Source organism: Candidatus Poriferisocius sp., from assembly GCF_965204015.1.
Lineage (GTDB): Bacteria > Actinomycetota > Acidimicrobiia > Acidimicrobiales > Bin134 > Poriferisocius.
Genome location: NZ_OZ241965.1, coordinates 1,700,712 through 1,721,070, shown reverse-complemented (window position 1 = coordinate 1,721,070; position 20,359 = coordinate 1,700,712). Strand labels below are relative to the sequence as shown.

At 64.0% G+C, this 20,359-nt stretch carries 17 protein-coding genes; 14 read left to right on the top strand and 3 right to left on the bottom strand.

Annotation, left to right across the window (positions count from 1 at the left end; translation table 11 throughout):
• Window positions 1-31 precede the first annotated feature (31 nt).
• The 5 genes from ACOGJC_RS07655 to ACOGJC_RS07635 all read left to right on the top strand — a co-directional run bounded on the left by ACOGJC_RS07655 (window position 32) and on the right by ACOGJC_RS07635 (window position 5,083).
• Complete coding sequence (locus tag ACOGJC_RS07655) at window positions 32-1,027, top strand: aldo/keto reductase (protein ID WP_419847906.1); 996 nt, start codon at window positions 32-34, stop codon at window positions 1,025-1,027.
• A 45-nt stretch (window positions 1,028-1,072) separates the two neighbouring features.
• The gene (locus ACOGJC_RS07650) at window positions 1,073-1,906 is read left to right on the top strand and encodes an SDR family NAD(P)-dependent oxidoreductase (protein ID WP_419847905.1); all 834 of its coding nucleotides are present in this window, start codon (window positions 1,073-1,075) and stop codon (window positions 1,904-1,906) included.
• Entirely contained in the window at window positions 1,887-3,044 is a 1,158-nt protein-coding gene (locus ACOGJC_RS07645; RefSeq protein WP_419847904.1) for a serine hydrolase domain-containing protein, read from the top strand. The genes ACOGJC_RS07650 and ACOGJC_RS07645 overlap by 20 nt, the downstream gene beginning before the upstream one ends.
• Before the next feature lie 72 nt (window positions 3,045-3,116).
• Window positions 3,117-3,500, top strand: a complete 384-nt coding sequence (locus tag ACOGJC_RS07640; protein WP_419847903.1) for a nuclear transport factor 2 family protein — start codon at window positions 3,117-3,119, stop codon at window positions 3,498-3,500.
• Window positions 3,501-3,508: 8 nt separating this feature from the next.
• Window positions 3,509-5,083 (top strand): FadD3 family acyl-CoA ligase, encoded by a 1,575-nt coding sequence (locus ACOGJC_RS07635; protein ID WP_419847902.1) that lies wholly within the window; start codon window positions 3,509-3,511, stop codon window positions 5,081-5,083.
• A 35-nt stretch (window positions 5,084-5,118) separates the two neighbouring features.
• On the opposite strand, the gene ACOGJC_RS07630 is transcribed toward ACOGJC_RS07635, so the two are convergent.
• Window positions 5,119-5,742 carry a TetR/AcrR family transcriptional regulator gene (locus ACOGJC_RS07630; RefSeq protein ID WP_419847901.1) on the bottom strand — a complete coding sequence of 208 codons (624 nt, stop codon included), beginning with the start codon at window positions 5,740-5,742 and terminating at the stop codon, window positions 5,119-5,121.
• Between the two features lie 34 nt (window positions 5,743-5,776).
• On the opposite strand from ACOGJC_RS07630, the gene ACOGJC_RS07625 reads away from it, so the two are divergent.
• A complete protein-coding gene (locus ACOGJC_RS07625; protein ID WP_419847900.1) occupies window positions 5,777-6,724 on the top strand; it encodes a Rieske 2Fe-2S domain-containing protein in 948 nt (315 codons plus the stop codon).
• Window positions 6,725-6,831: 107 nt separating this feature from the next.
• Entirely contained in the window at window positions 6,832-9,189 is a 2,358-nt protein-coding gene (locus tag ACOGJC_RS07620) for an ATP-binding protein (RefSeq protein ID WP_419847899.1), read from the top strand.
• Between the two features lie 11 nt (window positions 9,190-9,200).
• Here the strand turns inward: ACOGJC_RS07620 and ACOGJC_RS07615 are convergent, their stop codons facing one another.
• Complete coding sequence (locus ACOGJC_RS07615; RefSeq protein WP_419847898.1) at window positions 9,201-11,831, bottom strand: heterodisulfide reductase-related iron-sulfur binding cluster; 2,631 nt, start codon at window positions 11,829-11,831, stop codon at window positions 9,201-9,203.
• A 187-nt stretch (window positions 11,832-12,018) separates the two neighbouring features.
• Here ACOGJC_RS07615 and ACOGJC_RS07610 point away from each other — a divergent pair, with 187 nt between their 5' ends.
• The gene (locus tag ACOGJC_RS07610; RefSeq protein WP_419847897.1) at window positions 12,019-13,383 is read left to right on the top strand and encodes an ammonium transporter; all 1,365 of its coding nucleotides are present in this window, start codon (window positions 12,019-12,021) and stop codon (window positions 13,381-13,383) included.
• A 22-nt stretch (window positions 13,384-13,405) separates the two neighbouring features.
• Here the strand turns inward: ACOGJC_RS07610 and gpmA are convergent, their stop codons facing one another.
• Window positions 13,406-14,152, bottom strand: coding sequence for a 2,3-diphosphoglycerate-dependent phosphoglycerate mutase (gpmA, locus tag ACOGJC_RS07605; RefSeq protein ID WP_419848214.1), 747 nt, complete (start codon window positions 14,150-14,152; stop codon window positions 13,406-13,408).
• A 143-nt stretch (window positions 14,153-14,295) separates the two neighbouring features.
• Between gpmA and dnaK the strand changes: the two genes are divergently transcribed.
• From dnaK to egtD, 6 genes are all read left to right on the top strand, one after another.
• Complete coding sequence (gene dnaK / locus ACOGJC_RS07600; protein WP_419847896.1) at window positions 14,296-16,152, top strand: molecular chaperone DnaK; 1,857 nt, start codon at window positions 14,296-14,298, stop codon at window positions 16,150-16,152.
• Window positions 16,149-16,727 (top strand): nucleotide exchange factor GrpE, encoded by a 579-nt coding sequence (locus tag ACOGJC_RS07595; protein ID WP_419847895.1) that lies wholly within the window; start codon window positions 16,149-16,151, stop codon window positions 16,725-16,727. The genes dnaK and ACOGJC_RS07595 overlap by 4 nt, the downstream gene beginning before the upstream one ends.
• An 18-nt stretch (window positions 16,728-16,745) precedes the next feature.
• Window positions 16,746-17,645: a DnaJ C-terminal domain-containing protein gene (locus ACOGJC_RS07590; RefSeq protein ID WP_419847894.1), complete on the top strand. Its 900-nt coding sequence runs from the start codon at window positions 16,746-16,748 to the stop codon at window positions 17,643-17,645.
• A complete protein-coding gene (locus ACOGJC_RS07585) occupies window positions 17,642-17,974 on the top strand; it encodes a heat shock protein transcriptional repressor HspR (RefSeq protein WP_419847893.1) in 333 nt (110 codons plus the stop codon). The genes ACOGJC_RS07590 and ACOGJC_RS07585 overlap by 4 nt, the downstream gene beginning before the upstream one ends.
• A 70-nt stretch (window positions 17,975-18,044) precedes the next feature.
• Entirely contained in the window at window positions 18,045-19,331 is a 1,287-nt protein-coding gene (egtB, locus tag ACOGJC_RS07580; RefSeq protein WP_419847892.1) for an ergothioneine biosynthesis protein EgtB, read from the top strand.
• Window positions 19,331-20,302 (top strand): L-histidine N(alpha)-methyltransferase, encoded by a 972-nt coding sequence (egtD, locus tag ACOGJC_RS07575; RefSeq protein ID WP_419848213.1) that lies wholly within the window; start codon window positions 19,331-19,333, stop codon window positions 20,300-20,302. The genes egtB and egtD overlap by 1 nt, the downstream gene beginning before the upstream one ends.
• Window positions 20,303-20,359 lie beyond the last annotated feature (57 nt).

The following is a 20,359-nucleotide window of genomic DNA, read 5'->3' as shown; positions in this document are numbered from 1 at the left end:
TTACCACGACATCGTTGAGGGGGCATGGCCGATGGAGTACAGACAGGTTGGCAGCTCGGGCCTGGAGATCTCCGCAATCGGGCTCGGCTGCACCAACTTCGGGACCCGGGCCACTGATGAGCAGGCGGCCGAGATCATCCACGCCGCGATCGAACGCGGTATCACGCTTGTCGACACGGCCAACAGCTACAGCGCGGGGAAGTCAGAGGAGGCGGTGGGCAGGGCGCTGCGAGGCCGGCGCGATCAAGTCATCCTCACATCGAAGTTCGCCCAGCCCATGGGCGAGGGGCCCATGAACTGCGGAGGGTCGCGCCATCACATCATGCGGGCTGTCGAGGACAGCCTTCGCCGTCTCCAGACCGATCGGATCGACCTTTACCAAATGCACATCCCCGACCCGGTGGTACCGATTGAGGAGACCCTGCGGGCCCTCGACGACCTCATCAGGCAGGGGAAGGTGCGCTATATCGGCAGCTCGTGCTTCGAGGCGTGGCAGCTTGCCGAAGCGGAATGGACCTCGCGGACCTCGAGCCTTGAGCGATTCATCTCCACCCAATGCCACTACAGCCTTCTCACCCGGGATGTTGAACACCACGTGCTGCCTGTGTGCGAGAAGTACAGCATCGGCGTGCTGCCCTTCTTCTCGCTCGAATCGGGCCTTTTGACCGGCAAATACCGAGCTGACGGCGAGCTCCCGCCCGATGCTCGAGCGGCAAAGTTCCCGCAGTTCTTCTTCGGGGTGATGAACGAGGCGAATTTCGCCAAGATCGAGGCGCTGCACGAGTTTGCTGCCGCCCGCGGTCGAACCCTCACCGAGCTCTCGCTCGCCTCGATCTTGGCCAAGCCCGCGGTGAGCGCAGTGGTGGTGGGCGCCATGTCGCCCCAACAGCTCGACGGAAGCATCGCAGCCCTCGACTGGAAGCTGACCCCTGAAGAGCTCGCCGAGATCGATGAGATCGCACCGTCTCCTGTGCCCGACTGGCTGAGCTTCCTCCACCGCACAGCCGCGCCAGTCGGGCGGACATGAACGGCGCGTCGTCCGGGCAATGGAAGAACACCACAAGGAGCAGCAGTGAGCAGCAGTAGCTTTGCCGAAAAATACGGCCCTTGGGCCCTCATTGCCGGTGGAGCGCTCGGTTTGGGGGAGGCCTGGGCAAACGCCCTCGCGTCCCGCGGGCTGAACATCGCTTCGATAGACCGCAACCTCGCCGCGCTCGACAAGCAGAAGGAAGAGCTCGAGCTCCGCTTCGGCGTTGACGTGCGTTCTATTCACGCCGATCTCACCCACTCCGACGTATACGACGAGGTGGTGCATCAGACCTCTGATCTCGAAGTGGGGATGATGGTGTACAGCGCGGCGATGGAGGTGGACCCGGCGAAAATGGCTCCCCACCTCTTTCTCGACGGTTCCCTCCAGGCGCACCGAGATCTCATCGCCATAAACGTTTCCGGCCCGTGCACATTCGCCCACCACTTCGGTGCTCTGATGAAGGAGCGCGGCCACGGTGGACTGGTGTTGATCTCGTCGGGAGCTGACGGACAAGGATCTCCTTTCGTTGTCAACTACGGGGCTTCGAAGGCGTATGAGACCGTGTTGGCCGAGGGTCTTTGGTTCGAACTCGCCCCCCACGGCGTCGACGTAATCGCTGCACCCCTAGGGCTAACCCGGACGACGGCGCTGGCCAACTTCCCCCAAGTCAAGGCGATGGCCGCCGATGACGCCGTCGAAGCGATCATCGATCAGCTCGGCAAGCGGCCCCAGGTGGTGCCGGGCCGAAAGAACAGCCTTCAGCAGAGTTTCGTGAAGCGGGTCATGCCGAAGAAGCGGGCGATTCGCTGGTTTGGCAACATCCACCTCAACAATTTCCTTCGAGGCAACACCGACTATGACCTCTACCGGAACTGACGGAGGCGAAACAGTAGTCGAAGGCTTCGTCGCGGCCGGGTACGAAGCGGTGCGCGATGCGTTTGCCGCTAACTTCGAGCAGGGCCTCGAGCTTGGGGCGAGCTGCGCGGCCACCGTCGACGGCGAGTTTGTCGTCGACATCTGGGCTGGCAGCGCCGACACCGCGGGACGGCCTTGGCAACAAGGCACAATCGTCAACACGTTCTCGGTGACGAAGACCATGGCCGCGATCTGCGTGCTGGCGCTGGTCGACCGCGGTGAACTGGAGCTCAATTCACCCGTGGCCAAGTACTGGCCGGAGTTCGCCGCCAACGGGAAGAGCGCCATCACGGTCTCACACGTCTTGGCCCACACGGCGGGCCTGTCCGGCTTCGAACCGCCGGTAGTCGATGCCACCTTCCTCTACGACTGGTCGGCCTGCTGCGAGCGTCTCGCCGCTCAGGCGCCGTGGTGGGAGCCGGGGACGGCGTCGGGCTACCACGCCGTGACGCAGGGCTTTCTGGTTGGAGAGGTGGTTCGACGGGTTACCGGCACGACGATCGGCCGCTTCTTCCGCGACGAGATCGCCGAACCGCTCGGCGCGGATTTCCACATCGGGTTGCCCGAATCCGAAGACCACCGCGTAGCCGAGCTCGTGCCACCGGCCCAGGGCCGACCGCAACCGTTCCACACCGAGATTGCCGAGCGGACGAGCAAGAGCACCCCGCTGAACGGTGGCGAGGCGAACACGCGCGCTTGGCGTGCCGCCGAGTTACCGGCGATCGGCGGCATTGGCAACGCACGGTCCATCGCCCTGATCCACGCCATGATGGCCTGCGGCGGCGAGCTCTCGGGCACCCGGATGCTGAGCGAGTCAACCGTGGCTGCCGCGGCGTGCGCCCAGATCACCGGCGTCGACCTGGTCAACGGTGTTGAGCTGACGTTCGGCAATGGATTCGGGCTCAACAGCGAGACCACTCCGATTAGCCCCAATGAACGGGCCATGTTCTGGGCCGGTTGGGGCGGCGCGTTCGCGGTGATCGACCTCGACGCTCGGGCCTCGGTTGCCTACGCGATGAACCGCATGGCCGACGACTCGGCCACCGACTTCCGAGGCGGCATCCTGGCCGCGACGGCTCTGGCGTGCGCTTCGATGTGAGCGCTTGCCGCCGCCTCGTGTTGTGGATAGAACACCACTTGCCCACTTGATCCCCATGGGAGGTTTCGGGCCATGACCAAAGCTGACGATATTGAGAGCATCCGCCGCCTCCTTGCTGATTACTGCCTGGTGTGCGACGAGTGCCGATATGACGAATTCGCTCGCCTGTTCGGCGAAGATGGCGTTATGTATGCGTTCAGACGGGAATGGAGCGGCCACGACACGCTCGTCGAGTTCCTCAAGAATGCCCCCGAAGGCGTTCACCTGAACACGGCTGTTCGGATCGACCTTGATGGCGACCGGGCCGACGTGATGTCGAACTTCGTGTTCTACACCCACGACAAGCAGGTTGGCAGCATGGGCATATACGAGGACGTGGTTGTCCGCGACGGTGATGGCTGGCGATTCGCCCGCCGAGCCATCCGGATCGCAAAGCCGTCGAGCCCCGCCGAATAGGGCGCCGGATGTCGGGGAGCCGACCGTCGACCATTCCCGCGCTGGTCCACGACGCCGCAATTCGGTATCCCCAGTCGGTTGCGCTCGAAGGCGACGATCGTTCGTGGACCTTTCCCGAACTCGCCGACGCCTGCCTCGCCTCCACCCGGTCGTTCATGGCCGCAGGCATCAGCCCCGGCGACCGGGTGGCGATCTGGGCCCCCAACAGCCCCCGGTGGATCATTGCCGCCGTGGGTCTCCAATCGGCCGGGGCCGCTCTGGTACCCATGAACACCCGGTTCAAGCGCGACGAAGCCGCCGACATCCTGAGCCGCACCAAAGCCTCGCTGCTCGTGACGGTGGGCGACTTCCTGGGCACTCGCTACCTCGACCTGATCGCCGACGCCCCCCTTCCCGCGCTGGAGCACCGAGTCTTGCTCGACGGCGCCGACGAACGCGCCCAGCCGTGGGAGGAGTTCCTCGACGCTGGGAAGCAGGCGAGCAATGGCGAGGCCCGGGCCCGTACCGAATCGATCGGTCCGGACGACCTCGCCGACATCATGTTCACCTCGGGCACTACCGGACGCCCCAAGGGCGTGACTATCACCCATGGACAGAACCTGTTCGCCTACGAGCGGTGGACCGATGCGGTAGACCTCCGCCACGGTGATCGGTACCTGATCGTCAACCCGTTCTTCCACGCCTTCGGCTACAAGGCCGGATGGATGGCGTGCATAATGCGAGGCTGCACCATCCTGCCGGAACCCGTGCTCGACGTCGACCGGGTTCTCCGCAGGGTGGGCGAGGAGAAGGTGTCGGTACTGCCGGGGACACCCGCCCTCTATGAGTCGCTCCTCATGCACCCCTACCGCAGCCGGTACGACCTGCAATCGCTGCGACTGGCCATCACCGGGGGAGCAGCGATTGCCCCGGAGCTCATTCACCGCGTCTACGACGAGCTGGGTTTCGACACCGCGGTCACCGGCTACGGCCTGACCGAGACGGCTGGCGTGGCCACCCAGAACCGGGCCGGCACCTCGCCTGAGACCATTGCCCTCACTTCAGGACCTCCGCTACCGGATATCGAGGTGATGGCCGTTGACAGTTCCGGCCGCGAGCTCGGACCCGACGAGTCCGGGGAGATCATGGTTCGGGGACCAAATGTCACGCGAGCCTTCCTCGACGACCCTGAGGCAACCGCCGATGCCATCGACCCCGAGGGCTGGCTCCACACCGGTGACATCGGATTCTTCGATGCCGACGGCAACATCCACATCACCGACCGCCTGAAGGACATGTACATCATGGGCGGGTTCAACTGCTACCCGGCCGAAATCGAACGCATCATGTACGAGATGCCCGAAATTGCTCAGGTCGCGGTCATCGGCGTCCCTGACAAGCGCATGGGTGAAGTCGGCAAGGCCTTCATCGTCGCCACACCGGGCACCTCCCCCTCTGCTTCCGACATCATCGCTTGGTGTCGCGAGGAGATGTCCAACTTCAAAGTCCCCCGCTCAGTGGAGTTCGTGGAGTCACTCCCTACGACGGCTTCGGGGAAGATCCAAAAGCACCTTCTTCAAGACCCTGCTGATCTGCCGGGGTGAGGCCACGCGGTGTGGCGGGATTCGAGTCAGAACTCCTAGGCGCCGATGCCGCGGAGAATCAGCTCGGTGGCGTAGCGGGCTGCGGCCTTCTCGTCGGATAGATCCACCACAGTGGAGGTCGGGATCCAGATCATGCTGAGCACGCTCCGGGTGATCCAGTCGGCGGCCATCCGGATATCCACGTCGTCACCCAGCTCTCCCCGCTCCCGTGCCTTCTCCAGCATGGGGATATTGCGCTCTACGGAGAGCTCAACGGTTCGGCTTGTCTTGCCGGCCAGCATTCGACGATATAGGTCCACCGAACCGGCCGAGAGCTGGTCGACGAGGCCGCTCGAGAACCGGATGCTCGTGCGGATGCGAGTCTCAAGCTTCTCGGCCAGCGACATCGAGTCATCGATTCGAGCGTCGACTGCATCCCAGTACCTGTGAGCTGAGTACTCGATCACCGCGTCGAGGAGCTGGTCGCGGTCGCCGAAGTATCGGTACACGGTGCCCCGCGAGATCCCGGCGGCCTCGGCGATGTCACCCATGCTGGTCTTGTTTTCGCCGAACTGAAGGAGCATCTTGTAGCCGGCCGACACGATGCGCTCGCGCATGTCGGTTGCGTTGGCAGTGGCAGGGGAAGTCAACGTGGTTCCTTCGTTCGACAACTCAAGCATGGTACCTCCCGACCGCATACGGTAGATGCTGACCATGGCCGCCAACTTCCCGCACCCGCTCCCGACCGGCTGGTTTGCGGTTGAGTACAGCGATGAGCTCGCGGTTGGAGAGGTCCGCCCCCTCGAGTTCTTTGGCCGCGATCTCGTGCTGTTCCGCAACGCCGGCGGCTCGGCCCACGTGCTCGATGCGCATTGCGCCCATCTCGGTGCCCATCTGGGCGTCGGAGGTGAAGTGGCCGGTGCTTGCATCCGGTGTCCCTTCCACGCCTGGGAGTACGACGGGAATGGTGAGTGCACCAACGTGCCGTACGGCCATGTGCCTCCCAACGCCCGGGTTCGGTCGTGGCCGATCTGCGAGCGCAATGGCCTGGTCATGGTGTGGTACCACCCCCGCCACGAGCAACCGACCTGGGAGGTTCCCTCGATCCCAGAGGCGACCAGCCCGGAATGGTCCGACCCCCAGAGATTCGAATGGACGGTAAGGACGCAGCCCCAAGAGATCGCGGAGAACGTCTCGGACAGCGCCCACTTCCGGTTCGTGCACGGCACCCGCAACGTCCCTTCAACGGAGTCGACCTTCGAAGGCCCGCTCCGCCACAGCCACAATCCCGTGTCGCTTGACACACCGAGAGGTCCGGTGGATGGTGCGGTCACTTCGAGCGCCTTCGGACTCGGTCTCGTCACTGTGCGGTACCAAGGCATCTGTGAGACGCTTCAGGTCGGCTCGGTGACTCCCATTGACGAAGAGACCGTGCTCATCCGCAAGTCATTCACCCAACTGCGGGTCGAAGGCGAAAATCCCTCCGGCGGAGTGGCCGAGGCAATCCTGCGCAACGTCGTCGGCCAGCTCGAACAGGACATTCCGATCTGGGAATCAAAGGCCTACTACGAACACCCGATGCTGACCTCAGGCGACGGACCCATCATGCCCTTCCGGCGCTGGGCGCGGCAGTTCTACGACGATCATCACAGCCACCGATGATGGGTAGTGACCACGTCATTTGAGTTGCGTTTGTGAGGACGTAGTCATGCCAGCTCGGATTATGTGACGCTTTTGTGAGCGTAGGCGAAATACGCTAGAACTCGATGGTGAGCGATGTGAGTGCCAGGCAAGAGGTCACCGTGCAGAGGGAGCGACTGTCGCAGCTATGCGATGCCTTCTTGCGTATCAACGAAAGTCTCGACTTCGACTCGGTGCTGCAAGAGGTGCTAGACAGCGCCCGGTCGCTGACCGGTGCCCAATTTGGCGTGATTGTGTTGGTTACCGGCCAGCGCAGGACCGCGGAGTTTCTATTTTCCGGTATGACCCCCGAGCAGGCCAGCGAACTCGAGCAACTGCCCAACAAATGGGAGCTGTTCGAGTACCTGTACGGCATCGAAGAACCGCTTCGGCTTCAGGACTTTCAGGGCTACCTCAAAGAGCACGGGCTTTCTGAGATTCATACGCCTTTGCCAATGAGTACGGCGACCGCCTATCTAGGAGTGCCGATCCGCTATCAGGACCAGCGGGTTGGCGCCATTTTCATCGCCGAGAAAGAGGATGGATTCTCCGCGGAGGACGAGGAGACCCTGGTCATGTTCGCCTCCCAGGCAGCACTGGTCATCTCCAACGCTCGTCAGTACCGACAGGAGCGGCGAACGAGAGCCGATCTGGAGGGCCTGATCAACATCGCCCCTATGGCTGTATTGGTCTTTGACGCCAAGACCGGGGAGGTGAGGTCGGCCAACCCGGAAACGAGACGGCAGCTCGGCGACCTAGGTTTGACCAGCGACCACCTCAATGAGTTGGTGAGCACTGGCATTTATCGACGCGCCGACGGACAGGTGATCTCGCAGAAAGGGATTCCTCTGGAGCAAGTGTTGATCTCGGGGGAAACCGTCCGAGATGAGGAGGTAATTGTCGAGTTCCCGGGTAGGCAGGATTTCGTCATGAGCGTCAACGCCACCCCCATTCGCGGAGCCGACGGCCAAGTGGAGTCGGTGATCGTGACGGCACAGGATATGGCACCCCTCGCTGAATTAGAGCGACTGCGTACCGAGTTTTTGGGCATGGTTGGCCACGAGCTCCGCTCGCCGCTCACTGCCATCAAGGGATCCACTGCCACGCTGCTGGAAGGCCAGATATCACTCGATGCAGCCGAGATGATTGAGTACCACCGGATCATCGATGAACAAGCCGACTACATGCGCGATCTGATCAACAACCTCAGCGACATTGTACGGATCGAGACTGGAACGCTGTCGGTGAACCCGGTGCCACTTGAGTTGACTCATTTGGTAGATGAGGCCCGCAGTGCCTTCTTGAATGCAGGGGGTCGTGACAACATCCGCATCAGCATCCCGTCAGATTTGCCCTTGGTGCTGGCCGACCGGCGGCGAATTGTCCAAGTGATCATCAACCTGCTTTCCAACGCCGCCCGCAATTCCAATGAGAAATCGACCATCCGGCTGGATGCCCAAGTCCAAGACATTCATGTCGCCATCTCCGTTGCCGACACCGGCCGCGGCATACCGGCTGAGCGCATGCCGCACCTGTTTGCCAAGTTCTCCCAACAAGACAGTCCTGACCAAAACCGCGATCTCGGCCTGGGCCTGGCCATCTGCAAGGGGATCGTGGAGACCCACGGCGGGCGCATATGGGCTGAAAGCGACGGGCCCGGCCTGGGCAGCCGCTTCGTCTTCACCATTCCCACGTCCGATGAGAGCACGCCTCAAGCCGCCCCGCAACGAGCCAAGGCGGCGCCGCGGCCCCAGAGGACGCTCAGCAGCGAGCTGACCCGGATCCTCGCGGTGGACGACGACCCGAGGACGCTCAAGCACGTCCGCGATTCTCTGGTCAGGGCAGGCTACGAGCCGGTGGTGACCGGCGATCCCGACGAGGTAGTTGCGCTGATCCAAGAGGTCGAGCCCGAAGTGGTGCTCCTCGACTTGATGCTGCCAGGAAAGGACGGCATCGATTTGATGAAGGACATCCTCGACATCCGCGACACGCCGGTCATCTTCCTGTCGGGCTACGACCAGGATGAGCTGATTACCAAGGCCTTTGAGATGGGCGCGGTCGACTACATGGTCAAGCCCTTCTCCTCTACTGAGTTGGCCGCCCGGGTCAGGGCCGCCTTGCGAAAGAAGCCCGAGCAGCCAGTGTCTTTCGAGCTGGGCGACTTGGCCATCAACTTCGCCGAGCGTGCTGTGTCGGTGGCTGGCCAATCAGTCGAGTTGACCCCAACCGAGTTTCGCCTGCTGGCTGAGTTGTCGGCCAAAGCTGGTACGGCGATGGACCACGACTTCTTGTTGCAGAGGGTCTGGGGTCCCGACCAGCCCGGCGATGCCCGGCGAATGCGCACTGTGGTGAAGAACCTCCGTCAGAAACTCGACGACGACGCCCGCAATCCCCGTTATATCGTCACTGTCCCCCACGTCGGCTACCGCATGCCCAAGCCAACGTAGCGATCCAGCGATCAGTCGGTTTCGTCGCGCTCCGCGATGAGGGCCGCGGCCTGGGTGGGCCACTTCCACTTGCTGATCCGGCCGGGGATCTCCAGGGCGGCTTCGAGTTCCTGCACGGCGTCGTCGTTGAGGGCGGCCAAGTCTTCGTAGGTGACGATCCCGTGATCGGGCAGCGCTCGGGCCAAGGCAGGATCGGTGCCCATGATGCGGGTGAAGTCGTCTGGTCTCTTGGTGGGGTCCGGTGCGGGCTTCTCTGGAGGGGCTGGCGCCGGTGGTTCTGGTTCGGCGTCTGGAACCGCAGATTCCTCCGGTTCGGCTTCGTCGATTTCGGATGGCGGCTCGGGTTCGGTCGCCGGCGGTGCCTCGGTGATAGCCGCAGTTTGAGGCTCGGCCACTGCGACGGCAGCGGGTTCTGGAGCCGTCGTGCGGATGGTGAGCAGTTCAGACTGTCGGGCGGCCTCCTGGTCGGCGTCTCGGTTCTCCAGCGCCTCAAGTAGGTGCATGGAGATGTCTCCCACGACCACGTCTTCGTCGGCCCCCTCGGCCTTGATGCCGTCGTCGATCATGATGTAGCAGAACGGGCAGGCGGTGGCGATCCGGTCGGCCCCGGTGGCCAGCAGCTCCTGTGACCGCTCGACATTCACCTGCTTGCCGATGGTTTCCTCCATCCACATGCGGGCCCCGCCCGCACCGCAGCACATTCCCTTGGTCCCGTTGCGCCCGGCCTCCACTACCTCGACGCCGCCCAGCGAGCCCACCACTCGGCGGGGGGCCAAGTACACGTCGTTGTGGCGGCCCAGATAGCAGGAGTCGTGATACACCACCCGCTCGTCGAGACGCGCGCCGGTCATGTCGAGGCGTCCGTCGTCGATCAGCGCCTCTAGGAACTGGGTGTGATGGACCACCTCGTAGTGTCCGCCCAACTGGGGGTACTCGTTGGCCAGGGTGTTGAAGCAGTGGGGGCACTGGGTGACGATCTTCTTGACCCCCATCTCGTTGAGGGTCTCGATGTTCTGCATGGCCAACATCTGGAAGATGTACTCGTTGCCGGAGCGCCGGGCCGGGTCGCCGGTGCAGTTCTCGGCCGGACCCAAGATGGAGAAGCTGATCTCGGCTCGCTGGAGCAGCTTGGCCACCGCCTGGGTCACCTTGCGGTTCTTGTCGTCGAATGAGCCCGCGCAGCCCACCCAGTAGAGGTACTCCGACTCCAGGGGGTCGCCTCCGTCGAGCACGGCAATGCCCTCGAATTCGGTGGCCCAGGCACCGCGGTCGCCCTGGGACATGCCCCACGGATTCCCCGAGTTCTCCATCGACCGGTAGGCCTGGCCCAGCTCAGTGGGGAAGTCGGACTCCATGAGCGACAGATAGCGGCGCATATCGAGGATCTTGTCGAGGATCTCGATGTTCACTGGGCAGATCTCGTCACACGCCTTGCACGAGGTGCACGCCCAGATCTCCTCGCCGGTGATCCGCTCGAACAGCGAGTTGGCCTCCACTTTGATCTCCGGCACCGTGCCCAGCGGCGGCGTAGTGGCCGGCTCGCCGGTGGCGGCCATGACCTCGCCGGTCTTGAGCACGATCTCACGTGGGTCAAGGGGCTTGCCGGTGGCGTGGGCTGGACACACCGATGTGCATCGACCGCACATGGTGCAGGCGTCGGTGTCCAGCAACTGCTTCCAGGTGAAGTCCTCCACGGTGGCGGCGCCAAACGACTCCAGGTCGGTCTCCATCAGGTTGGGCATGGGCTTCATGGCGCCCTTGGGCCGGTCCTTGTCCCGCAGGTACATGTTCAGCGGTGAGGTGACCATGTGGCGCAACATGGTGATGGGCAGAAGCACCAAGAAGGCAATGAAGGCGATCACGTGGCCGGCCCACCAGAATTGGTGCCAGTGGTCGAGGCCCTCGAGTCCCCGCATCTGGGTGGCCACTTGGTAGCCGAGCACCGACCACTTCTCGAATTCGGGCACGCCGTGGTCGGCGATGCGGAAAACCTCGGCGCCGAACCCGGTGACCCCGATGGCGAAGAAAGTGCCCAAGATCACCGCGTGCTCGGGCCGCGACTTGATGCGGATGCGGTAGGGGCGCAGTCGCCGGGGGCCGTAGCGGCGCACGATGGCCCACATCACCCCGACCAGGAAGATGGCTCCGGCGATATCACCCACCGCGGAGTACACCTGATACACCCGGCCGTGGAGGAACTTGGCCCCGTCGGGGAGCTGCTCGTCGATCTCCAGGGTGGTAGTGACGCCCAAAAGGATGATGAACCCCACATAGATCATGGTGTGCATGACCCCGGCGCCGGGCTCCCGCAGGAGCGTCCGCATGTACATGCCCCGCCGGAGATCCTCGAGGCGGGTCTTGGCGTTGGAAAGAGTGGTGCGCCGGTTGTCGGGACCGCCGCGCTCCCAGTTCTTCACCCGCTTGGCGAACTCCCAGGAGGCCCACACCAAGAAGATGGGGATGATGGTGTAGAAAGCGGCCTTCCACCCGCTAGGGATGTTCTCCCACGGGTGACGGGTGACTTCGGCCGGGTTCTTGAACTCGGTGATGGCCGAGGCGATGCCCGAGGCGATCGTGAAGGCGGCGAAGCCCAGCCCAAGGCCGAGCACGATGTGGAAGGGACGCAGGCGCTTTAGGTCCATGGCGACTCCAAAGTTAGCCCCCTACACCCTCCGGTTACGCACTCTGCCGGTAGTCAGAGAGTCAGAGTGCCCTGCTTGAAATTCACAGCGCAGAAACAATTGTGAAACCTGGTCTTCCTACCGTGTTGCCGATTGCGCCGGGGCCGCAGTGGCGCGGGTGCAGAAACGGCGAAGGAGGGCCGGTCATATGAAAAGGAAATTCGGAATAGGAGCGCTGATTGCCGCCGGAACAGTGCTTATCGGAACTGTTCCAGCGGCAGCCCAAGACGGCGGCGCCGAAGCGGTGCAGGCGGTGATGGACAACTTATGGGTGTTCATCGCCGGCATCTTGGTGTTCTTGATGCAGGCCGGCTTCGGCATGGTCGAGGCGGGGATGACCCGGGCCAAGAACGTTGGGAACATCATGGCCAAGAACCTGGCCGACATGTGTATCGGCGCTCTGGCCTTCTTCGCGTTTGGCTTCGGCATCGCCTACGGGACAGATGCCGGATCGATATTCGGCACCGACGGCTTTTTCCTGAGCGGCATGTCCACCGCCATCGACGGAGGCCTCAGCGGCCCCACCGACTTTTTCTTCCAGGTGGTGTTCGCCGCTACCGCGGTGACCATTGCCTCGGGGGCCATGGCCGAGCGGACCAAATTCACTGCCTATCTGGTGTTCAGCTTCTTCATGACCGCGCTGATCTATCCGGTGGTAGTCCACTCCTTCTGGAGTGGCGAGGGAATCATCGCCGACCTTGAGATCGGCGATGCCAAGTTCGGCGACTTCGCCGGCTCCACCATCGTGCACAGCACCGGCGGCTGGGCGGCCTTGATGGGGGCCATCTTCCTCGGACCCCGGATTGGCAAGTACGACGAGAATGGGAATCCGCGGGCTCTGCCGGGCCACAACATCGCCTTCGTGGTGTTGGGCGTCTTCATCCTGTGGTTCGGCTGGTTCGGGTTCAACCCCGGCTCGGAGCTGGCTGCCGACAATGTGGTGATGCACGCCGCGCTGACCACGCTGTTGGCCGCGGCCGCGGGCGGATTGGTTGCCGGCGCCGTCATCTGGCGCAAGACCGGCTCGCTAGACGTGGCCATGACCGGCAACGGCGTGCTGGCCGGACTGGTGGGCATTACCGCCGGTACCGCCACCATGAACCCCATGGGCGCGGTGGTGACCGGGGGCATCGCCGGGGCCATCGTGGTGTACTCGGTGCTGTTCTTCGATCGCAAGGGAGTGGACGACCCGGTGGGCGCCATCTCAGTCCACGGCGTGTGTGGCGTGTGGGGGACCCTGGCTGTGGGGCTGTTCTCCCGCTATGCCGACGGCTTCGTAGCCACCGACAACGCCGGCCTGTTCTACGGCGGTGGCGGCGACCAACTGCTGGTCCAGCTCATCGGCGTCGTGCTGGTGTTCGCCTGGGTGACCATCACCACTGGCATCTTGTTCGCCGTGATGAAGAAGACGATGGGTCTACGGGTGTCTCGTGAAGAAGAGATCGGCGGTCTCGACCTCCACGAGCATGGAGTGCCCGGCTACGGCCCGGACACCTCCACTTCTGTGGGCTGATCTCCTACAGCCTGACAGGCGCTTAGCCCGCTTGTTCAGCCACTGCTGCGGCCGCTTCGGCGGCCGCAGCGGGGTCGAGCGAGCGGGCGAGCGTCGTTTTGGCCTCGATGGGCATCATGTCTAATCCCAGCTCATACACCAGCGGCATCCCGGTGGGGATATTGAGGGCGGCGATGGCGTCGTCGTCGATCTGGTCGAGGTGCTTGGCCAGTGCTCGCAAGCTGTTGCCGTGGGCCGAGATCAACACCGTCTGCCCGGCTTGCAGATCGGGGACGACTGCGTTGTGCCAGTAGGGCATCAACCGCTCCACCACGTCGGCCAGGCACTCGCATTTGGGCAACTGCTCGGGGGGAATGTGGGCGTAACGGGGGTCGCCATTGGGATTCCAGGGATTGTCATCGGAAATGGGCGGCGGCGGGGTGCGGTAGCCCCGGCGCCAGGCGTTGAGCTGTTCGTCGCCGTAGCGCTGGCGGGTTTCCGACTTGTCCAGCCCGGTGAGGTCGCCGTAGTGGCGCTCGTTGAGCCGCCAGTCCTGTTTCATCGGCACCCCGGACCGGCCCATCTTGGACAGAGCCAGTTCCGCGGTGCGAATGGCCCGGGTCTGCACCGAGGTATGCACAACATCGGGCAAGAGCCCGGCGTCGGCCAGCGCCTGCCCGCCGGCTCGGGCCTCGGCCTCCCCCTGGGGAGTCAGGTCGCAGTCGTACCATCCGGTGAACTGGTTGGAGGCGTTCCACTGGCTCTGCCCGTGTCGAAGCAGTATCAGCATGGCAGGGTCCACGTCGGCCAGCGTAGCGGCTCTAACCCTTAGTGAATACCACTCAAGTTTTGCTATGGGGGGATGTCAGGGGTATCCTTGAAGGGCCAAAATCGCAATCTGGCGAATCAAAATCCAACAAGGAGTCCAACAAGATGGGAAAAGTTGTCGGCATCGATCTCGGCACCACCAACAGCGTGGTCGCATTGCTCGAGGGCGGTGAGCCCACGGTTATCGCCAACGCAGAAGGCTCTCGCACCACCCCTTCGGTCGTGGCCTTTTCCAAAGAAGGAGAGGTGCTGGTCGGCGAGGTGGCCAAGCGCCAGGCCATCACCAACCCTGATCGCACTATCCGCTCGGTCAAGCGGCACGTGGGCACCGACTGGTCGGAAGACATTGACGGCAAGGCCTATAGCAGCCAAGAGATCTCCGCCCGCGTCCTCCAAAAGCTCAAGCGGGACGCCGAGACCTATCTAGGGACTGAGGTCACCGAAGCGGTGATCACCGTGCCGGCCTATTTCGACGACGCCCAGCGCACCGCCACCAAAGAAGCCGGCACCATCGCCGGGCTGGAGGTGCTGCGGATCATAAACGAGCCTACTGCGGCCGCCTTGGCCTACGGGCTCGACAAGGGCGACACCGACCAGACCATCTTGGTGTTCGACCTGGGCGGGGGCACCTTCGACGTGTCGATATTGGAAATCGGCGACGGCGTGTTCGAGGTGAAGTCCACCAGCGGCGACACTGCCTTGGGCGGCGACGACTGGGACGACCGGGTGATCGGCTGGTTGGTGGACTCGTTCCGCAATGACCACGGCGTTGATCTGAGCAAGGACAATATGGCCATGCAGCGGCTCAAGGAGGGCGCGGAGCAGGCCAAGATCGAGTTGTCGCAAACCCAGAGCACCAATGTGAACCTGCCGTTCATCACCGCCACCGACGCCGGACCGCTCCACATGGACTACGAACTGAGCCGGGCCAAGTTCCAAGACCTCACCAGCGACCTGCTGGACCGCTGTCGCAAGCCCTTCGAGCAGGCCCTGTCCGATGCCGGTTTGTCGGCCGGCGATGTGGACCACGTGATCCTGGTGGGCGGCTCCACTCGGATGCCTGCGGTGGTCGACCTGGTGACCGGCATGACCGGCACGCAGCCTCATCAGGGGGTCAACCCCGACGAGGTAGTGGCGGTGGGCGCCGCAGTGCAGGCTGGCGTGCTCAAGGGCGAGGTCAAAGACGTGCTGCTGTTGGACGTGACCCCGCTGTCGCTGGGCATCGAGACCAAAGGCGGCGTGATGACCCGCCTCATCGAGCGCAACACAACCATCCCCACCCGTCGCACCGAGGTGTTCACCACCGCTGACGACAACCAGCCCACTGTGGAGATCCATGTGCTCCAGGGCGAAAGGGAGATGGCGGTTTACAACAAGACGCTGGGCAAGTTCCAGTTGGTGGACCTTCCGCCTGCGCCCCGGGGGGTGCCCCAGATTGAGGTCACCTTCGACATCGACGCCAACGGCATCGTCCACGTGTCAGCCAAAGACCGGGCCACCAGCAAAGAGCAGTCCATAACCATCACCGGTCAGAGCTCGCTGGACAAGAACACCATCGACCAAATGGTCGCCGACGCCGAGGCCCACGCCGCCGAGGACGCCCGCCGCCGGGAAGAGGCAGAAGCCGTCAACAATGCCGACAGCCTGGTGTACCAGGTGGAGAAGCTGCTGGCCGAGGCCGGCGACTCGGTGCCAGCCGACCAGCGCTCCGAGGTTGAGGCCAAGCTGGGCGAGCTGAAGTCGGCCATCGACGAGAAGGACTTGGACCGCATCCGCTCGGCCACCGAGGAGCTGTCGGCCATCAGCCAGCAGATCGGCGCGGTTATGTACGAACAGGCCGCCGCCGCAGCCGGCGATGCGCCGGGAGACTTCGCCGGGGAAGCCGCGGCCGATGCCGCTGAAGACGACAGCATCGTCGACGCCGAGATCGTCGAAGACGAAGAAGACGGAAACTCCCAGTGAGCGACGAGCCTGCGGCTGGACTAGCCGAAGAGGAATCGGCCGTCGATGCGCGGGCCGGCGGGGAACTGGCCGACGAGGAGACCGCTGAACGCCAGATCGACGCAGAGGCCGATCCCGTCGTTGCGGAACAGATTGAGGCCAGCCCCAACCCTGAGGAGTTGCCTTCAGTCGAAGAGCTTCTGGCCCAGCGGGATGGCTATCTCAACGACCTCCAACGGGTGACCGCCGAGTTCGCCAACTACCGGCGCAAGGCGGCCGAGCGCCAGCAGGAGACTGTGGCCATGGCCGCAGCCGACATCGTGGAAAAGGTGCTGCCGGTTTTGGACGCCTGCGATGCTGCGGTGGCCCAGGGGGCCACCGATGTCGTCCCCATCCGGGACGCGCTGTTCGGCGCCTTGGAAAAGGAGGGCTTGGCCAAGCTGGACGACCCCGGCGCGTCGTTCGACCCCACTTGCCATGAGGCTGTCGCGCACGAGCCGGGAGAGGGAGAGGCGGTGATCGCCGAGGTTCTGCGGGCTGGCTATGAGTGGAACAGCAGAGTGCTGCGACCCGCCATGGTCAAGGTCCGGGGGTAGGACGGAGGCGAACACAGCATGGACGTGAAGCGGGAATGGCTGGAGACTGACTACTACAAGGCTCTGGGCGTTTCCCCGTCGGCCTCGGACAAAGAGATCACGAAGGCCTACCGGAAGCTGGCCCGCAAGCTTCATCCCGACGCCAACCCCGACGATTCCAAGGCCGAAGAGCAGTTCAAGGAGGTCTCGGCCGCCTACGACGTATTGGGCGATGGCGAGCGCCGGGCCCAGTACGACCAAGTGCGCCACATGGGGCCCATGAATTTCCAGGCCGGACCAGGCGGCTTCACCATGGAAGGCGATCTGGCCGACATCTTCTCGGCTTTCATGGGCGGCGGACGCTTCGACCGGGGCGGCCCCCCGTTCGCAGGTCAGACCCGACCAGTGCGGGGCCACGATCTCAATGCCCAGCTGTCCTTGGACTTCGCCGAGGCAGTGCGGGGTACGACCACCGACTTGACGCTGAGCGGTGACACTGCCCGTGCGGGGCGTCCGATCTCGGTGCGCATCCCCGCCGGGGTGGCGAATGGCCAGAGGATCAAGTTGGCCGGCAAGGGAGAGCCGGGGATCAACGGAGGTCCGCCCGGCGACCTGTATGTGAAGGTCAAGGTCAATCCGCATCCGGTGTTCGGCCGGCAGGGAAAGAATCTCACCGTGACCGTGCCAGTGACCTTCACCCAAGCGGCGCTGGGGGCGGAGATCTCGGTGCCCACCTTCGAGGGCGACCCGGTGAAGCTGCGCCTGCCCCCTGGCAGCCAACCCGGCCAGGTTCTGAGGGTGCGGGGGAAGGGTGTGGAGGCCGCCAAGGGAACCGGCGATCTCCTGGTGACGGTGGCCTTGGAAGTTCCCACCGAGCTAAGCGACGAGCAGCGCCAAGCCCTGCAAGCATTCGACGAGACGATGGAGGCGGAACCATGATCGACCCCCGAGGCCGCGACCGGGCGGTCTATGTCATTTCGGTAGCCGCCGAGTTGGCTGGCATTCATCCCCAGACTCTGCGGATCTACGACCGCCGGGGGTTGGTGCAGCCGGCCCGCACCGGTGGGGGGAGCCGGCGGTACAGCGATGCCGACATCGACAAGCTCCGCCGGGTGCACGAGCTCACCAGCGAGGGCATGAACCTCGACGGCGTCGAGCGCGTCATGGCTCTCGAGGATGAGGTAGCCCGACTCAAAGCCCAAGTTCAGCGCCTCACCCGGGAGTTGGAGTCGAAACGGGCTGACATCGTCTTGTATCGAAGGGGCTAAGGTCGAAGAAATCGAGCCGAGGCGGGTAAAGTTCAACCTCGCCGTTGTTGTGCCCGCCGCTGTTGTGACCGTGACCCTCGCCCCCGATCTCTCCGACCTCTTGGTGGCCTACCAAGCCGTCCGGTCCTACACCGACGCGCTTGCCGCACCCTTGAGCAGCGAGGACCAGTGCATCCAGTCTATGCCCGACGTCAGCCCCACCAAATGGCATCGGGCCCACGTCACCTGGTTCTTTGAGACCTTCCTGCTCAAGACCCGCCTGGATGGCTATAACGAGTACCACCCGGCGTTCGGCTACCTGTTCAACTCGTACTACGAGGCGGTTGGGGAGCGCCACCCTCGGCCGGAGCGGGGAAACCTCTCCCGGCCATCATGCGAGGAGGTGGCCGACTACCGCGCCCATGTGGACCAGGCCATGGCCGAGCTGCTGGCCAGCCCGCTCGACGATGCCACCGCCGAACTGGTGACTCTGGGCCTCCACCACGAGCAGCAGCACCAAGAGCTGCTGCTCATGGACATCAAACACGTTTTGTCGACCAATCAGGCGCTGTGGCCCGCCTATCACGATCTTCCTTCATCGCCGGCTGGCGTGCCGGCCAAAGGTCAGCCGGCCAACGGCCAGCCGGCCAACGGCTGGGTCGGTTTCGACGGCGGGGAGGTATGGCTGGGTCACCACGGCGACGGCTTCTCCTTCGACAACGAGAGCCCTCGTCACCGGGCCATTCTGCCTCCCTATCGGCTGGCCGACCGTCTGGTGACCTGCGGCCAGTGGCTGGAGTTCATGGCCGACGGCGGCTACGACACCCCCACTCTGTGGCTGTCGGACGGCTGGTACCAGCGTTTGGAGCACCGCTGGGAAGCGCCCGCCTACTGGGACTTTGACTCCGACGACGGCTGGCGGGTGTTCACGCTGCACGGCCTCCAACCGCTGTCGCCCGACGAGCCGGTGGGCCATCTGTCGTACTACGAGGCCGACGCCTTCGCCCGCTGGGCTGATGCCCGGCTCCCCACTGAGGCCGAGTGGGAGCACGCCGCGGCCGACCATGCGCCGGTGGGCAACTTGGGCGATCAGGGCCGGTGGCATCCCGCCCCTGCCTCGCCCGGCGATGGTCTGCACCAGCTCTATGGGGACCTATGGGAGTGGACGGCCAGCCCCTACTGCCCCTATCCCGGATTCCAACCCGCATCCGGCGCGGTGGGGGAGTACAACGGCAAGTTCATGGTCAATCAGTTCGTGCTCCGGGGTGGAGCCTGTGTCACCCCGCCGGGGCATATCCGGGCCACCTACCGAAACTTCTTCCACCCCCACACTCGCTGGCACTTCTCCGGAGTGCGTCTAGCTCGGGACGCGTCGTGATCGAACCGATAATCGACATCCACCTGGATCCCTCCTGGATTGACCAGGCGCTTCGGGCCGATGTGGCCGAGGGGCTCGCCTCCCAGCCCAAGGAACTGCCGCCCAAATGGTTCTATGACGACCGGGGCAGCGACCTGTTCGACCAGATCACCCGCCTGCCCGACTACTACCCCACTCGGCGGGAGCGGGAGATCCTTGAGCGCGAGGTAGATGTGATCGCCGAGCGGTCGGGGGCCGACACCGTGGTGGAGTTGGGATCGGGCACATCGGAGAAGACCCGGATCGTGCTGGACGCCCTGGCCGCCACCAGGCGGCTCCGACGCTATGTGCCGTTCGACAACAGCGAGGCCACCCTGCGTGCGGCGGCGACTGACCTGGCCACGGCCTATGAAGGATTGACAGTCCACGGGGTGGTGGGCGACTTTGAGCACCACTTGGACCACATCCCCGACGGCGGCTGTCGGCTGATGATGCTCTTGGGCGGCACGATCGGCAACTTCGCTCCGGCGCCCCGCAAGGACTTTCTGGCCAGTGTGGCTGACACCATGGCGCCGGGCGACACCTTTCTATTGGGCTTTGATCTGGTGAAGGACCATGACCGGCTGATCGCCGCCTATGACGACCCCGCGGGGGTGACCGCGGCGTTCAACCGCAATGTCCTGTCGGTGATCAATCACCGTCTCGACGCCGACTTCGATCTAGAGCAGTTCGAGCACGAGGCTCGTTTTGACAGTGAAGAAGAGTGGATTGAGATGTGGCTGCGGTCCCGCCGGCCCCAGCGGGTGACCATCGGCGGGTTGGGACTGACGGTGGACTTTGCCCGTGATGAGCGGATGCGGACCGAGATCAGCGCCAAGTTCCGGCCCGAGAAAATCGGCCCGGAGCTGGCATCCGTCGGCCTGGCCATGGAGCGACTGTGGACCGACGCCCGGGGCGACTACGCCCTGACCCTGTCCCGGATGGTGGGATGACGCTGGGCTGCATGTAGCTGGATCTGAAGGTGGATTTAATGGTGGTCAACCACCGGC

What these genes read in the sequence shown, in the direction of transcription:
- ACOGJC_RS07640 (WP_419847903.1), top strand. Translation starts at nt 3,117, where the DNA reads ATGACCAAAGCTGACGATATTGAGAGCATCCGCCGCCTCCTTGCTGAT.
- ACOGJC_RS07645 (WP_419847904.1), top strand. Translation starts at nt 1,887, where the DNA reads ATGACCTCTACCGGAACTGACGGAGGCGAAACAGTAGTCGAAGGCTTC.
- ACOGJC_RS07590 (WP_419847894.1), top strand. Translation starts at nt 16,746, where the DNA reads ATGGACGTGAAGCGGGAATGGCTGGAGACTGACTACTACAAGGCTCTG.
- ACOGJC_RS07610 (WP_419847897.1), top strand. Translation starts at nt 12,019, where the DNA reads ATGAAAAGGAAATTCGGAATAGGAGCGCTGATTGCCGCCGGAACAGTG.
- dnaK (WP_419847896.1), top strand. Translation starts at nt 14,296, where the DNA reads ATGGGAAAAGTTGTCGGCATCGATCTCGGCACCACCAACAGCGTGGTC.
- ACOGJC_RS07615 (WP_419847898.1), bottom strand. Translation starts at nt 11,831, where the DNA reads ATGGACCTAAAGCGCCTGCGTCCCTTCCACATCGTGCTCGGCCTTGGG.
- ACOGJC_RS07655 (WP_419847906.1), top strand. Translation starts at nt 32, where the DNA reads ATGGAGTACAGACAGGTTGGCAGCTCGGGCCTGGAGATCTCCGCAATC.
- ACOGJC_RS07630 (WP_419847901.1), bottom strand. Translation starts at nt 5,742, where the DNA reads ATGCTTGAGTTGTCGAACGAAGGAACCACGTTGACTTCCCCTGCCACT.
- ACOGJC_RS07635 (WP_419847902.1), top strand. Translation starts at nt 3,509, where the DNA reads ATGTCGGGGAGCCGACCGTCGACCATTCCCGCGCTGGTCCACGACGCC.
- gpmA (WP_419848214.1), bottom strand. Translation starts at nt 14,152, where the DNA reads ATGCTGATACTGCTTCGACACGGGCAGAGCCAGTGGAACGCCTCCAAC.
- ACOGJC_RS07585 (WP_419847893.1), top strand. Translation starts at nt 17,642, where the DNA reads ATGATCGACCCCCGAGGCCGCGACCGGGCGGTCTATGTCATTTCGGTA.
- ACOGJC_RS07625 (WP_419847900.1), top strand. Translation starts at nt 5,777, where the DNA reads ATGGCCGCCAACTTCCCGCACCCGCTCCCGACCGGCTGGTTTGCGGTT.